This window comes from Leucobacter komagatae, from assembly GCF_006716085.1.
In the GTDB taxonomy this organism is placed as follows: Bacteria; Actinomycetota; Actinomycetes; order Actinomycetales; family Microbacteriaceae; genus Leucobacter; species Leucobacter komagatae.
On the sequence record NZ_VFON01000001.1, the window covers coordinates 1,570,022 to 1,583,492 of the forward strand.

11 protein-coding genes are annotated in these 13,471 nt (G+C 69.6%); 6 read left to right on the forward strand and 5 right to left on the reverse strand.

All coding sequences use genetic code 11. The features are described from left to right. Nucleotides 1–135 precede the first annotated feature (135 nt). The 4 genes from FB468_RS07220 to FB468_RS07235 all read left to right on the forward strand — a co-directional run bounded on the left by FB468_RS07220 (nucleotide 136) and on the right by FB468_RS07235 (nucleotide 5,157). Nucleotides 136–2,187 (forward strand): alkaline phosphatase family protein, encoded by a 2,052-nt coding sequence (locus FB468_RS07220; RefSeq protein WP_141886744.1) that lies wholly within the window; start codon nucleotides 136–138, stop codon nucleotides 2,185–2,187. A 152-nt stretch (nucleotides 2,188–2,339) separates the two neighbouring features. Next, the gene (locus FB468_RS07225) at nucleotides 2,340–2,663 is read left to right on the forward strand and encodes a hypothetical protein (RefSeq protein WP_141886745.1); all 324 of its coding nucleotides are present in this window, start codon (nucleotides 2,340–2,342) and stop codon (nucleotides 2,661–2,663) included. Nucleotides 2,664–2,795: 132 nt separating this feature from the next. Then, nucleotides 2,796–3,434, forward strand: coding sequence for a hypothetical protein (locus tag FB468_RS07230; RefSeq protein WP_141886746.1), 639 nt, complete (start codon nucleotides 2,796–2,798; stop codon nucleotides 3,432–3,434). 106 nt (nucleotides 3,435–3,540) lie between these two features. Continuing rightward, nucleotides 3,541–5,157 carry an amidohydrolase gene (locus FB468_RS07235; protein ID WP_141886747.1) on the forward strand — a complete coding sequence of 539 codons (1,617 nt, stop codon included), beginning with the start codon at nucleotides 3,541–3,543 and terminating at the stop codon, nucleotides 5,155–5,157. 169 nt (nucleotides 5,158–5,326) lie between these two features. Here the strand turns inward: FB468_RS07235 and FB468_RS07240 are convergent, their stop codons facing one another. Then, nucleotides 5,327–5,974 carry a response regulator transcription factor gene (locus FB468_RS07240; RefSeq protein WP_170219656.1) on the reverse strand — a complete coding sequence of 216 codons (648 nt, stop codon included), beginning with the start codon at nucleotides 5,972–5,974 and terminating at the stop codon, nucleotides 5,327–5,329. After that, complete coding sequence (locus tag FB468_RS07245; RefSeq protein ID WP_141886748.1) at nucleotides 5,952–7,265, reverse strand: sensor histidine kinase; 1,314 nt, start codon at nucleotides 7,263–7,265, stop codon at nucleotides 5,952–5,954. Before FB468_RS07245 ends, FB468_RS07240 begins: the two co-directional genes overlap by 23 nt. A gap of 124 nt (nucleotides 7,266–7,389) precedes the next feature. Here FB468_RS07245 and FB468_RS07250 point away from each other — a divergent pair, with 124 nt between their 5' ends. Continuing rightward, the gene (locus FB468_RS07250) at nucleotides 7,390–8,163 is read left to right on the forward strand and encodes an ABC transporter ATP-binding protein (protein WP_141886749.1); all 774 of its coding nucleotides are present in this window, start codon (nucleotides 7,390–7,392) and stop codon (nucleotides 8,161–8,163) included. Continuing rightward, the gene (locus FB468_RS07255; protein ID WP_141886750.1) at nucleotides 8,160–9,509 is read left to right on the forward strand and encodes an FtsX-like permease family protein; all 1,350 of its coding nucleotides are present in this window, start codon (nucleotides 8,160–8,162) and stop codon (nucleotides 9,507–9,509) included. The genes FB468_RS07250 and FB468_RS07255 overlap by 4 nt, the downstream gene beginning before the upstream one ends. Before the next feature lie 43 nt (nucleotides 9,510–9,552). Here FB468_RS07255 and FB468_RS07260 read toward each other — a convergent pair whose 3' ends face one another. The 3 genes from FB468_RS07260 to FB468_RS07270 form a co-directional block, all read right to left on the reverse strand. Beyond that, on the reverse strand, nucleotides 9,553–12,063 hold the full coding sequence (locus FB468_RS07260) for a helix-turn-helix domain-containing protein (protein WP_141886751.1): 2,511 nt from the start codon (nucleotides 12,061–12,063) through the stop codon (nucleotides 9,553–9,555). A 137-nt stretch (nucleotides 12,064–12,200) separates the two neighbouring features. After that, a complete protein-coding gene (locus tag FB468_RS07265) occupies nucleotides 12,201–12,875 on the reverse strand; it encodes a hypothetical protein (protein ID WP_141886752.1) in 675 nt (224 codons plus the stop codon). Continuing rightward, on the reverse strand, nucleotides 12,872–13,450 hold the full coding sequence (locus FB468_RS07270) for a S24 family peptidase (RefSeq protein WP_141886753.1): 579 nt from the start codon (nucleotides 13,448–13,450) through the stop codon (nucleotides 12,872–12,874). Before FB468_RS07270 ends, FB468_RS07265 begins: the two co-directional genes overlap by 4 nt. Nucleotides 13,451–13,471: the final 21 nt, after the last annotated feature.

Here is a 13,471-nt window from a genome sequence, read left to right on the forward strand (position 1 = left end):
GGGCGAACGCGACCTTGCCGAGACTTGAAGGTTGTCAATACAACTGGCGATCCGCTTGTATGGACAACTTTCACCCGGAAAACTCAGTCTCCGGGCCGCTACCCAGCGCGCCTATCCGACTTCCAGGAGACTGACTTGAAGCACACCCACATCACCGCAGCAGCGGCCGCGCTCCTTCTCGGGGCGACAGGCATCGCGACGGCGGCGACCCCGGCACTCGCCGAGGGCATCGCCCAGGAGACGACAAAAACTCCCAAAACGCTCGTCATTGGCGTCGACGGCGCATCGTTCGACATCATGGCCGACAGCACCACCCCGACAGTGAGCGCTCTGCGAGCCGGTGGCCTCAGCGCGACCAGCAACCTCGCCGGCGCCCCCATGTCGCCGACAGTGTCTGGCCCGGGCTGGTCGACGATCGCCACCGGCGTCTGGGCCCCCAAGCACGGTGTCGTTGACAACAATTTCACGAGCCCGAACTACGGCGCGTTCCCTGACTACCTCACGCGCATCGAGCAGAACCTCCCGGACCGAAACACCACGGTTGTCGGCACCTGGGGGCCCATCTCGACGACGATCTTCGGGGCTGCAGTCGACAGCCGCAGCAGGTTTGGCAACGACACGCTCACCACGCAGGCGGTCGTCTCGGCGCTCTCGGCGCAGGCCACAGACGACGTCTTCGTGCACCTCGACGAGGTGGACGGCGCAGGTCACAGCTCCGGCTCAAGCTCCGAGGCATACCGCAAGGCGCTCCAAAAGGCCGACGGTCAGATCGGCGAGATGGTGAACGCGATCAAGCAGCGCCCGACGTACAACGCTGAGGACTGGCTCGTCGTTGTCACGTCCGACCACGGCCACACCCCGACGGGCGGCCACGGCGGCTCAACGAAGCTCGAGCGCAAGACGTTTGTCGCCGCAAACGGCTCGCCATTTGCCCCCGGCACTGTGCGACACGATGTCAAGGTGACCGATATTGCCCCGACCGTGCTCTCGCACGTCGGGATCGCGAACGACCCGGCCTGGGACCTCGACGGATCCGTGGTGAACGACCTCGTTCCCGACGACTTCGACACGCTGCGCCCCCAGCTGCAGCCCGCTGTGCAGGAGAAGGGCCCGGCCGATCTCCTCGGCTGGACCGCAGCGACCCCCGAGGGGTGGAGCATCGACAACTCGAAAATGCCCTCCGGCGGCGCGCCCGAGTTCAGTGGCTGGACGTTCATGACCGACGACTTCTTCTCGAACGTCGAGCTCGGCCAGTTCCGCGAGAACAACGTTTACTCTCGTGACGTGTTCGCCGTCGCCGACTCCGACGAGTGGGCCGACGTGAGCCCCCGAGGCGGCAACATGTTCGACTCGACCCTGAAGAGTCCCGCCTACGAGCTCAACGGCGCTGAGCAGCTCGACATCTCGTTCGTGTCTGACTATGCCGTCGACGGCCCGCAGAAGGCGATCGTGAGCGTCGTGTTCGACGAGGCCTCGGGCATCGCCCCGCACACCCTCGTAACCTACCCTGGCGACGGCACCCGCCTCAACCCGGTCAACAAAGTTGAGCGCTTCGCATTCGACCTGCCACGCACCGAGGGCGGCGACCTCCCGAAAACCGCCAGCCTGCACTTCGAGTATGGCGGCAACAACTCCGCGTTCTGGGTCATCGACCAGGTGCGCGTCAGCCAGGGCGAGGCGCCCGCGGTGCCCGCGGAGCTGAGCCTCTCGGCAGCGACCGTCGAGGCGGGCAAGACTGTCACGGCGTCGGGCACCGGGTTCGCGCCAGAGGAGGTCGTCGCGTTCGAGCTGCGCTCCGAGCCACAGGATCTCGGCACCGCGACGGCTGACGCCGCCGGTGCGCTCTCGCACGAGCTCACCGTTCCGGCCGCCACCCCGGCGGGCGAACACACCATCATCGCGATTCGCGCGGATGGCACCGAGCTGAGCCAGCCAATCACGGTGACCGCAGCACCGACGGAGGAGAAGCCCGAGCCCGAGGTCCCCGGGACGAAGCCCGACACAGAGACGGGCACAGGTACCGGCACCGGCTCGAAGCCCGGCACGGGCACCGCGTCAGGCACGGGCGACGGGGCGGGGCTCGCCTCGACCGGTGGCGCTGTTACGGGCCTCGCTCTCGGCGCAACGGCCATCCTGGGCGCCGGCGCATACCTGTTCATCCGCAGCCGGAGGCGCCTCGACGCGTAGCGCGTACTGAGCACGTCTCGCGGGGCACCTCGGGCCGGTCTGCGCCTCCTCTCGGGGCGGAGATCGGCCCGAGCCATTGCAGCCACGCTAGACACTCTCCGGGGTGCTGCGTAGCATCGATGCCATCGAGGGAGAACGCATGAGAGGTGGACATGACCGACGCGACCGATGACCACGATACGCAGCCGCGCATGTCGAAGCAGGGAGTCGCAGGGCACGCGGTCGCGACGGCGGCGCTCGCGGGCATCGGGGTCATCGCGTTCGCCGTCCCGCTGGCCTCCGTCGTCTGCGCGATTGCGGCCATTATCGCGGCCTTCGCTGGCCGAGCTGATTTTCGCGCTCACCCCGAGCTGCGCGGCGCGGGCCTCGCGGTCTTCGGGCTGACCGTCGGCGTGGTCGTCGTGGTGCTGCAGGCACTCCCCTGGTTCGCAGGGATTCAGCCACTACTTGCACTCCCGATGACGCCCTCGGGGTAGCGCCCGAACGGGCTGCGCCTCAGGCCGGTGCCGGCACGCCCATCAAGTGCTCAGCCACGGCGCCCTCCGGAGCAGTAGCATGGTGGCGAACGCCGGCTCGACCCAATGGCGGGTCCGACAGAGGAGAGATAGTTGGAGATTCGTACCCTTGAGCCAAGAAGAGTGCGCGAAGCAGCGAAGGTCCTCGCAGAGGCGTTCACGGACGAGCCACTCGTCACTCAGCTCCTCCCCCTTGGTACGCTCCACCGTCAGCGCAAGATAGCCGACTACTTCGTTTGGAACATGCGTCGCACGGGGCTCCGCACGGTCGACGTCGCAATTGAGGGCGACCGCATCGTCGGCGTCGCACTCTGGCGCGCGCCCGGGCACGTATCGCGCTGGCTCCCAGAGCTGCCCGCAAAGACTGGCGTGCTGCTGCGCGGTGTCGGGCGCCGCGGGCTGCGGGTACTCGGCGCCCACGACGCCGCCTGCGCAGACAAGCACCCGAACGAACCCTACTGGCACCTCGTCGGAGTTGGCACCGCCCAGCACCATGCGCGCGGTACCCGCCCGGCGACGGCACCCGATATCGAGGCCGCCCTCGTCTCGCACAGGCTCCGCGAGATCGACGAAGCGGGCTCCCTCGCTTCCCTCGAGGCTCGTACCCCGCAGCACGTGAGCCAGTACGAGGCGCTCGGTTTCTCGCATCAGTGCGAGCTTTCGAGTCCCGCGGTCAGCACGGTTGTGATGTGGCGGTCGCCTCGCGCGGGCCGATCCAGAATCGCCGCGTAGCGGCCGCGACAAGCCACTCCCACCCCGCTCCGCCGGAACTATCGCGCGCCGGTCGGCATCGGCGCGCCCGCACACTCTTACCCCGCCAATTTGAAGGAAGGCGCTCATGACGCTCCCCACCCCGACAGGTTTCGCGCTCATAGGCGCACAGCTCATCACGAACACGCCCCTGCACGCTGGCGCCAGCGCGCTGCTCGTCGAGCGCGGCCGCATCACCTCGGTCGGCGACGACACCGAGATCGAGGCGCTCGCGACCGCGGCTGGGTACCCGGTGCGGGACGCGGCCGGCGCGACGGTCACCCCCGGGCTGTTTGATTCACACACGCACCCGCACTGGGCCGCCGATGTGACGCGCGGCGTCGACCTTGGCGGGCTGGGCTCGGTCGCAGAGCTCCAGGCAGCCGTCGAGTCGTACGCCGCCACGCTGCCCGCCGATGCCTGGGTTCTGGGCTGGAACCTTGAGTTCGAGCCATTTGAGGCGACCGGCGTGCGGGGCGACCTGTTCGATGCCGCCGTCGGCGGCAGGCCCTTCGCGGCAATGTTCTACGACCTGCACTCGGGGCTCGCCAACGCCGCAGCGCTCGCGGCCGCTGGCGTGACCGAGGCGCCTTCATTTGCCGACATGTCTGAGGTCGTCGTCGATGAGGCGGGGGCGCTCACGGGCGAGCTGCGCGAGCCGAGCGCCTACAAGCTGGTCTTCGACGCCGTGCCCGCGCTCTCGCACGACGCAGAGCGTGACGCGCTGCGCGACATGTTCCGCACGCTCGCCGCGTCCGGCCTCACGGGTGGCGCGATCATGGACGGCAAGCCGCGCACTGTCGACCTCGTCGAGGAGCTTGAAGAGCGCGGCGAACTCGATCACCGGCTTGTGGTGCACCACTGGCACGCGGTCACCGACGACGACGCGGCAGTCGAGCGCGTCATCGCAGCGAAGGATCGGCGTGGCCGCCTCTGGGAGTCCGACGGTATCAAGCTGTTCAGCGACGGCGTCATCGACACCGGCACGGCCTGGCTGCATCAACCCGACAGCTGCGGCGACGGCGTGCACGCCTTCTGGCCCGACTGGAACCGCTACCGCGAGGTAGTGCGGGCCTACCACGATGCCGGCATGATCATCGCGACGCACGCCGTCGGAGACTTCGCGGTGAACCGCGTGCTCGACGCGTACGCCGAGCTCCCCGACCACGGGGCGGCACGCCCGCACTCGATCGAGCATCTTGAGGTGCTCGCGGATGAGGATCTCGAGAAGCTCACCGGCTCCGGCATCACCGCGTCGATGCAGCCCCTGCACATGCAGTGGCGCGAGGGCGACGACAGCGACAACTGGGCGGTGCGGCTCGGCGACCGCGCGGCTACCGGCTACCGGGTGCGCGACGTGCTCGAGACTGGCACGCGCGTGACGCTCGGCTCGGACTGGCCGGTCGCGCACTACGACCCCCGCATCGGAATGGCGTGGGCGCGCGGTCGCAGCACACCCGGTGTCGCAGGGGCACCCGTGTTCGAGCCCGAACAGCGACTGACGGGTGAGGAGGCGCTGCTCGCCTACACGCTGTGGCCGGCCCAGGCTCGCGGGCACGAAGACCGCGGGGTCATCGCGCCCGGCGCCCTCGCCGACCTCACGGTCTGGGCAGGCGACCCGGTCTCAGCGACGCCCGATGAGCTCGCGACGCTCGCGATCGCGGCAACCGTCGTCGACGGCCGGTTCGTCCACGACGCGCTGTAGGTCGGGGAGCCCACGTTTCAACGGGCCACTTTCCCTCACGATTGACGTACTCCACCCGGCCGAACGACGTCAATCCTGAGAGAAAGTTTCGGTGGGCGCGAGAAAGCGGAGAGAGTGAGGAGGACTCAGAAGGAGGGCGCCCAGGCTCACAACCCCGGCCCGCCCGCTGCTACCGCGCCTGCAGATACGTGAGGATCGCGCGCACCCGCCGGTTCTCGTCGCTCGGCTGCAGCCCCAGCCGCGTGAAGATGCTGCCGATGTGTTTGCGCACCGCGGCGTCGCTCACGTAGAGTTGCGCCGCGATCTCGGCGTTCGACGCGCCCTCGGCCATGAGCTCCAGCACCTCGCGCTCGCGAGCGGTGAGCTCAGCGAGCGGCCCTGGCTGACCCTGCCGCAACAGGTGCCGCGTCACCTCGGGGTCGATGATGGTTCCACCAGCCGTGACGGCGGCGAGCGCCTGGTCGAAGTCGGCGACGCGGTTTACCCGCTCTTTCAGCAGGTATCCCACCCCTCCCTCGGGCAGCGTGAGCAGGTCTCGGGCGTAGCGGTCTGCGACGTACTGCGACAGGGCGAGCACGGGCTGCTCGGGCGACAGCTCACGGATCTCGAGCGCAGCGCGCAGCCCGTCGTCTGTGCGAGACGGCGGCATCCGTACGTCGGTCACGACGAGGTCTGGCGCGGTCTCGAGCGCCCGGTAGACGGCGACGAGTTCCGTGGCGTCGCCGGCCGTGGCGACGACCTCGTGCCCGAGCCGCTCAAGCAGCGCTTGGAGCGCTTCCCGCAGCAGGGCGGCGTCATCGGCGAGCAGGATCCGCATGCGCTTCTGCCCCCTTCCTGTTCTCCGGCCCGGTGAACGAGAGCTCAGCGGCAAGCGGCAGCGACAGTGTCAACCGCGTGGGCCCACCGACCGGGCTCCGGACGGTCAGCGAGCCGCCAAGCGCGTCCGCGCGCTCGGCGAGCCCGCGCAACCCACTGCCGCTGCCGCCGCCCCGCTCTATGTCAATGCCGCCGTGTCCCGCGTCACTCGCATCGATAAAAGCCCGCCCACTGCGAGCAGAGAGCTCGACCCGAACGAACGGCGCCGACGTGTGCTTTGCGGCGTTCGTCACGGCCTCCGCCACGAAGAAGTAGGCGGCCGCCTCGCACTCCGCACTCAGTCGCGGGAACCCCCGGTCGTCGACCCGCAGCGGTATTGCGCTGCGGGCACCGAGCTCGGTGAGAGCCGCAGCGAGCCCATGGTCGGAGAGCACCGCCGGGTGGATCCCTCTGACAGTGTCGCGGAGCGCCGCGAGCGCGCGCTCGGTCTGCTTCTGGGCCGCCTCCAGTGCCGCGACGCGCGCCGCGTCGTCACCGTGGGCGAGCTCGAGTTCAAGGATTCCGAGGCGGGCCGCGATCGCCACGAGCTCCTGCTGCACGCCGTCGTGGAGGTCGCGCTCGAGCCTGCGACGCTCGGCCTCGTTTGCTGCCACGATGGCCGCGCGCGAACGGGTGAGCCGGATGACCCGCTCGTCGATCTCTGCGATGCGCGGCGCGATGAGCCACCGCACGCACCCGCCGTGCAGGGCCGCGAGCAACCCGTTCACGTAGGCGAATACCGGAAGCGCGAGCAGTACGACAGGAATCGGCTGCCACCAGTTCTCAGGGCCCAGGGTCACCACGATGTCGCTGAAGAGGTTCGCGCTCAGCTCGCCACGCTTCGCCATTCCTACCATCGTCACGCCTGCCGCGATCACGAGGCCCTGCATACCCACGGTGGCCAGCGACACCGCACCAAACACGATGCCAAGCAGCAGGGAGAGCGTTTCGCGCCAGGTCGCCGGCTCGGTGAGGCGCACGCCGAGCCAGTTTTGCCGCTCCCCCGGCGGCACCCGCACGTGACCGCTCGCCGGGCGCGGGAAGCCGAGCAGCGTGAGCCTGCGCCTGTCGAGCCAGGCGAGCGCGATCCCCCAGAGCGGCAGGAGCAGGAGCGTCGGTACAAGGATCGCGATCAGTACGGGAGCGAGGATCGCGCTCGACACGACGAACCCGAGCGAGCGCCACGGCCAGAGCGACCCGAGGTAGCGCCACGGCGGCAGCATCAGCGCCTGCAACACCGTCTGAGCTCTCATGCCCCTAGGCTACGGTGCGGGAGGGGGCGACGAGGCATCCTGCGCTGAAAAGTAGCGCCAGGTCTACCCTCGCCATGGCCCCCGGGGCACTGCGCAATCCGGTGCCAAACGGTGGACTGGTCGCATGAACACTTCCACGCCCTCCCGTGCCCCGCTGCTCTGGGCAGCGGGCATCTCCAAGAGCTATCCGACAGGCCGAACCGAGCGCGTATCCGTGCTGCGTGACGTGAGCGTTGCGGTCGAGCCCGGCGAGATGGTGAGCATCGTCGGCCCTTCGGGCTCGGGCAAGTCGACGCTGCTCTACTGCCTCGCAGGGCTTGAGCGCGTCAACACCGGTCAAATTGTGCTCGCCGGAGAGCTGGTCGAGCGCGCAAGCGAGGCCCGCCTCGCGCGCCTCCGGCGAGACACGGTTGGCTTCGTCTTCCAGAACTACAACCTCATCTCGTCGTTGAGGGTGCGAGAGAACGTGGCCCTCCCGGCGCGCCTCGCGCGGCGCCGGGCGCCGAACGTCAGCGCCGCCCTCGACCAGGTGGGGCTCCTACAGCACGCACGCAAGCGGCCGGGCGCGCTCTCGGGCGGACAGCAGCAGCGAGTCGCGCTCGCGCGAGTCCTCGCGGCCCAGCCTCGCCTCGTCTTTGCTGACGAGCCGACGGGGGCGCTCGACTCGGTGACAGGTGCGAGAGTGCTCGGCCTGCTGCGCGACTACGCTGTGGGCGAGCGCAGCGTGGTACTCGTCACGCACGACCTCGAGGCCGCCGCACGGGCAGACCGCGCGATCGTGCTGCGCGACGGCGCGGTCGTCGCGCAGCTGCGCGGGTGCTCAGCCGCCGAGCTCCTCGAGGCGCAACGCTCAGCCCCGACGGGGGCACCAGCTGTTAGGGATGGAGCACTCGCATGATCGGCCTCGCGGTGTCGGAGCTCCGCGCGGGCTGGGAGGCCTGGGTCGGGCTCGTCCTCGTCTCGACGGTGGCCGCTCTCGCCTGCGGCGTCGGGGTCAGCATGATCGAAACCGGGCTCATCGCGGGCGGCCAGTACCTTGAGGGCTTCTCCGGAGCCGCGGGCGCGGTGCTCACGTTTACCGCACCCGCCGGGGTCGTCGTCACGGCCGCAGTTGCGCGACTCGCGGTCAACCTCGGTCAGCCCACCTATGCACGATGGCGCCTCGCCGGGGTGAGCCCCGGCCAGACCGCGGCCGTGGTGCTCACCCAGGTCTTCGGTTCCGGGGCTGCCGGCGGGGTGCTGGGATACGGGCTCGCGAGCGTCCTCGCCGGGCCGACGATTCACTCGGCGTTCGAGGAGGGGTCGGGCGGCTACACCGAGATCCCGATCGTGACGGGCCCGCTCACACTCGCCGTGTGCGTTGGCGGCTCAATCGTCGTCGCGCTGCTCGGCGGAGCCCGCGCCGCCCGCTCCGCCGCACGCACCCCGGCACTCGCGGCGCTCCGGGAGCCGGAGATCGAGGGAAAGCGGATGCGATGGTGGCGGTGGCTCGCGCTCGGCGTGGCGGTCGCGGCTGCCGCCTGGTGCGGCACCGCACTCGCGGGTGTTGGAAGCGTGTCGCAGTTCTTCTCGCTCGCGCCGATATTGCCCGTGACACTGACACTCGTCCTCGTCGCAGCCGGGCCCGCGCTCTACCCCCTCGTGCTGCGCGGCTGGTCAGCGCTCATCCCTGCCCGCGCGGGCGCGGCCTGGTACCTCGCCAGGCACGAGGCCAACTACCATCTGAGTCGCTCAACCGCGGCGATCACGCCGCTGTTCACCGGGGCTGCCCTCTTCGGGGGCCTCTACACGGTGGCGGCGACCTCGAACCCCGCGGTGCAGGCGCTCGGCAGTAGCGGCATCACGCTCGCCGCATCGCAGGTGGTGCTCATGTTCGGCGGGCCCATCCTGCTCGCGGTGTACGGGGCGGCCGTCGTGCTCTTCATGAGCAACCGGACCCAGGGCGCAGAGCAGGCACTGCTCCGCGCCACCGGTGCCGAGGCGCGCACGGTCATCGCCGCAGCCGCGCTGCAGGCCGTCATCCACGTGGGCACGGCGATGCTGCTCGCCTGCCTGGTTCTCGTCACGACCGCGGCCGTGTCGGCGCTCGCCCTCTCGAATTTCACGCCCTCGACCCCGATCGTCGATTTCGCGCACGCTGGGTCCATCGGGGCAATTGGTTGCGCGCTCACGGTCACCGCGACCCTGCTCCCCGTCGCCGCCCGCGGGCGTCGGTCGGTGCGAACGCAGCTCGCTGCAGTGTAGGGAGAGAAGCGGGCCGGGCCGCAATGGCCCGGCCCGCCCGCCACTACCTGTGTGTCGAGTACTCGCCGATCTCTTCGCGCTCGAGCGCACCAGACTTGCGGCGAATGTTTCGCAGGTGCGTCTCGACGGTGCGCACTGACAGGCTGAGCGCGCTCGCGATCGCGGGGTTGTTCATGCCCTCGGCGACGAGGTCGATGATCTCCCGCTCGCGCTGGGTGAACCCGAGGCTCGACTCGACCTGCGTGAGCGCGACCTCTGTCGCGGGATCCTCCGAGGCCATGAGCGCCGCGACCTCCTCGCGCACCTCGGTCGCCCGATCCTCATCGCCCGCCTCACGGTGCAGCCTCGCCGCGGCGAGGAAGTACTTCAGCGCAGAGTCGTTCGCGTGCTCACGTCGCAGCCACCTCGCGGCCTCGACGAGCCCATCCGCGTCCCTGTTGTGGTGTGCGATCCTGGCGTCGAGGTAGGCAAGAAACACCGTGCCCCCGAGGTATTCAAGCCGCGACCGCTCGGCGACTGCCGCGTCGATGTCGAAATCGAGCAGCATCGCGAGCATCGATGACCCGGCTGCCGAGAATTCGTAGCCGCGCCCGCTCAGCTCAGCGGCGAGCGCGCGGTAGGCCGCGCTCGTCTCTTCAGCCGTGCTGTCGATCTCGGTGACCATCGCGGCAGGGAAGCCGAGCGCGCCCATGGGCACCGCGTCGCTCCTCCCCTTGTACGACTCGCCGCGCTCGATGAGGGTACCGACGGAGCTGATTCGGCCGCTGCGGCGGGCCGCGATCGCGAGCGCGTTCATGAGCGCGCGGTCGGGGCCGAACAGCATGTTCGCCGCCTGGAACTGGCCGCTTGCGGCGATGCTGCCCGCGGCCGTCGCGTCGGCGTAGCGGCTCATCGTGAGCAGCGCCATCACCGCGACATACGCCTGCGCGACGACCGCCGAGCGGTCGAACCGTTCGCGGGCGACAGAGAGCTGCGACGACGCCCACTCGAGCGCCTCCTGCGGGCGCCCGGCAGTGACGAGCGCGAGCCCGCGCAGCGGAGCTGCGAAGCGCGGCACCCAGCCGGTGTCAGGGAGCTTCGCGAACTGCTCGAGGGCGGTCGCCGGGCGCCCGCCAAGCGCGTGCATCGCGATGAGGATCAGCCCACCGACGTCGCCCTCCATTCCAGGCAGCTCGGAGATCTCCTCGATGCGGGTGAGCATCTCGTCGGTGATTTCGATCTGTTCGGCGCGGAACCCGATCGTGAGCGCCTCGACCGCACCGGGGTGGCCGAGGTCTGAGCTTCCCTGCAGCGTCTCCTCGATAGTTTCGAGCGGCCGCTGCTGGGTCACGAGCCAGCGCGCGTGCAGGTAACGGAAGTACAGCGCCTCGATGGGCTCGGCGGCGTCGAGTGGGGTCCCGTCGACGATTGCCTCGATCTGGCCCTCCGGCGAGTCGCCGGTGAGGCGAAGCTCGAGCGCCGCGATGCCGGTGCCGGGCGTGGGCCGCTCAGACCAGTTCGCCCAGGTACGGGCAAGGTCTGCCTCGAAGCGGTCGCGGAATGCGCGAGCGACGAGCGGAACCTCGGGGTTCGGGATGACGTCGGCAAACTGGCGCGGAACCTGCGGCTGCTCGGCGATCTCCATGCCGAACTCTGGGCCCAGCACCTCTTCGATCTGGTGACGAAGTCGCACACCCCGCACAGACGGCGCCCGGTGCCTGAAGTAGTCACTGATGCCGGGTGGGTTGACGGTCACGCGAGGCCCGGTGCCCGCGGAGAAGAGCCGCACGAGCCCGCGGCCCTCGAGCCGCTCGATCTCCTCCTGGCCGACGAGCGTCGTCGCCTGGTCGACAGACAACGGACCGGTCGCGACGAGCATCTCAAGCGCCTCGCGCGTCTCTTCGGAATACCGGTAGAGGAGCGACTCGAACGCGCCCTCAAGCTCGTCCGACCACAGATCGGCGCCGTCGTGCCAGACGTTGCCCTGCTTGCGAATCTTCGCACGCCGCTTGGCGCTGTCAGCGAAGGCGATCGCGTAGCCGGGGAGCCCGCCAGACTTCATGTGGATCCGGCCGCTCAGCGAGGGCGCGACCTGGTCTCCGAGCCGTTCCTCAAGCAGGTCGTGGATCGCGTCGAGGCGAAGCTCCTCGAGCGTGAGCTTCACGACGGGGTGAGCCATCCGAATGAGCAGGCGCTCGTCGGGCTCGATGTCGCTGCGCGACTCGGAAGTCCCGACGATCGGCACGCCCGTCGCCTTGTGGATCTGCTCGAGCAGTACCCACGACGCCTCGTCAAGGAGGTCGATGTCGTCGACGAGCACGACGGCCGGGCCCTCGCTCAAGAGCTCTGTGATGGCACGGGGAAGCTCGATGGCGAGCTCGGCGTCGGGGCGTCGGTTCGCCGGGAGGTTTGGGAGGGCGACTTTGAAGGCCTCAAGCGGGCGCGCGTGCTCAATGCCGCGGAGCTGCACGATCGCGAGCCCGATCGCGCGGAGCGCGTCGGCCGACCGCTTCAATAGCTCGGTGCGGCCAGACCAGTGCTGGCCGATGACAGACACGGACGTGCCGTCGATCACATATCGGACTATACGCTGGACCTCGGTGTTTCGAGCGTACACAGGCTCCCCCTCTTGCTGCCAGGGCGGTAGCCCCCGCTGGATGAGGGACATCGGGCGCCCGTCCCGTTCGTTCAGTACAGGCAGGATATCGCGCATCAGCTCTCCTTCGCAGTAGGTGATCGCCGGGGGTGGCGAAGCAGTGAGGCGGCGCCCGCGGTGATGAGCCCCGCCGCGCCGAGCAGCAGCGCGACCTGCGGGGCGCCGGTGGCGCCGGTACCTGCCAGGTCGGGGCCGACAGGGGTGACCGGGCGCACTGGGGTGCCGCGCTCAATCCCCGTGAACGCGAGGTCGACGACCGACACCGCTGTGCCCTCGTCGGCAACAGCCTCGGGGTAGCTCACCCGCACGCACAGGTCAATAGTCGAACCGGCGGTGATCGTGCCCTGCGGCAGCGGCATCGCCGCAGCAAGCGTTATTGCGCCTGCCTCCGCCATGCGCGCAACCGTGCAATCCGTCGTGCGGAGGGATGAGAGGAGCAGCGCGTCAGCCCCGTCGCCAGGGCCGTCTTCGCCTACGACGACGGGCGTGAGCGCTAGCTCAAGATCTGCGCCAGAGCCGTTGTGCACCTGGGCCGTGGCGAGCGCCTCCTCGCCGGGGTGCAGCGTCACGTTGAAGAGCTGCCTCGCCGGTGTGACCGTGAGGGCCCCAGTGCTCTCACCGCCGGCGGGCTGCGTCGCGAGCGCGGGACTGGGGGCCGACACCGAGACCGCAGCCGCGGTAACGGCGAAGCCCCCCGCGATGAGTGTCGCGAGGAGTCGCCGCGCCGTCATCGTGACTGCCCTCCGGAGACGAGCCCCGCGAGTACTCGCTCGGCCTCCGTCGCGTCATCAGCGCGCTCCGCCGAGGCCTCGGCGGGGCCAGCCGTCGCCGAACGGTCCTTGCGCTTGCTCGGTACGAAGAGTGCGATGAGGAACACGGCGCCGACAATGAGGCGCACGGCCCAGAGCTCGGACATGCGGAAGAGGGTCGCCCAGGTTCCCTGCAGCGCGAAGCGCGGGGTGCCGAGCACCTGCTCCTGTGTCACGGGGAGCGGGTCGCTGACCTCGTTGCCGTCGCCCTTGAGGATGGCGCCGTCTTCGGTGACGGTCTCGACGCGGTGGACGTACTGGTCAGACGTGTCGCCTGCCGAGAACGAGACGACAACGGGCTTGCCGGGCGTCTGCAGCTCGTCGCCCTTGGGGGCCTGCACGACGAGCACGTCACCGACCTCGTAGGTGGGCTGCATGGAGACGCCCGTCACGGTCATGTAGTAGTCGCCGCTGACTGTCGCCCAGAGAAACGGGACGGCGAGCGCCACCAGGGCAATGCTCGAGAGCGTTCGCAGGGTCAGAATGATGCTTCGCATGTCGTCCTCCGGGGTAGGCGG

Bases quoted from the DNA above. Each gene is read 5' to 3' on its own strand.
- FB468_RS07225 (WP_141886745.1), top strand. From the start codon at position 2,340: ATGACCGACGCGACCGATGACCACGATACGCAGCCGCGCATGTCGAAG.
- FB468_RS07235 (WP_141886747.1), top strand. From the start codon at position 3,541: ATGACGCTCCCCACCCCGACAGGTTTCGCGCTCATAGGCGCACAGCTC.
- FB468_RS07240 (WP_170219656.1), bottom strand. From the start codon at position 5,974: ATGCGGATCCTGCTCGCCGATGACGCCGCCCTGCTGCGGGAAGCGCTC.
- FB468_RS07245 (WP_141886748.1), bottom strand. From the start codon at position 7,265: ATGAGAGCTCAGACGGTGTTGCAGGCGCTGATGCTGCCGCCGTGGCGC.
- FB468_RS07250 (WP_141886749.1), top strand. From the start codon at position 7,390: ATGAACACTTCCACGCCCTCCCGTGCCCCGCTGCTCTGGGCAGCGGGC.
- FB468_RS07255 (WP_141886750.1), top strand. From the start codon at position 8,160: ATGATCGGCCTCGCGGTGTCGGAGCTCCGCGCGGGCTGGGAGGCCTGG.
- FB468_RS07265 (WP_141886752.1), bottom strand. From the start codon at position 12,875: ATGACGGCGCGGCGACTCCTCGCGACACTCATCGCGGGGGGCTTCGCC.
- FB468_RS07270 (WP_141886753.1), bottom strand. From the start codon at position 13,450: ATGCGAAGCATCATTCTGACCCTGCGAACGCTCTCGAGCATTGCCCTG.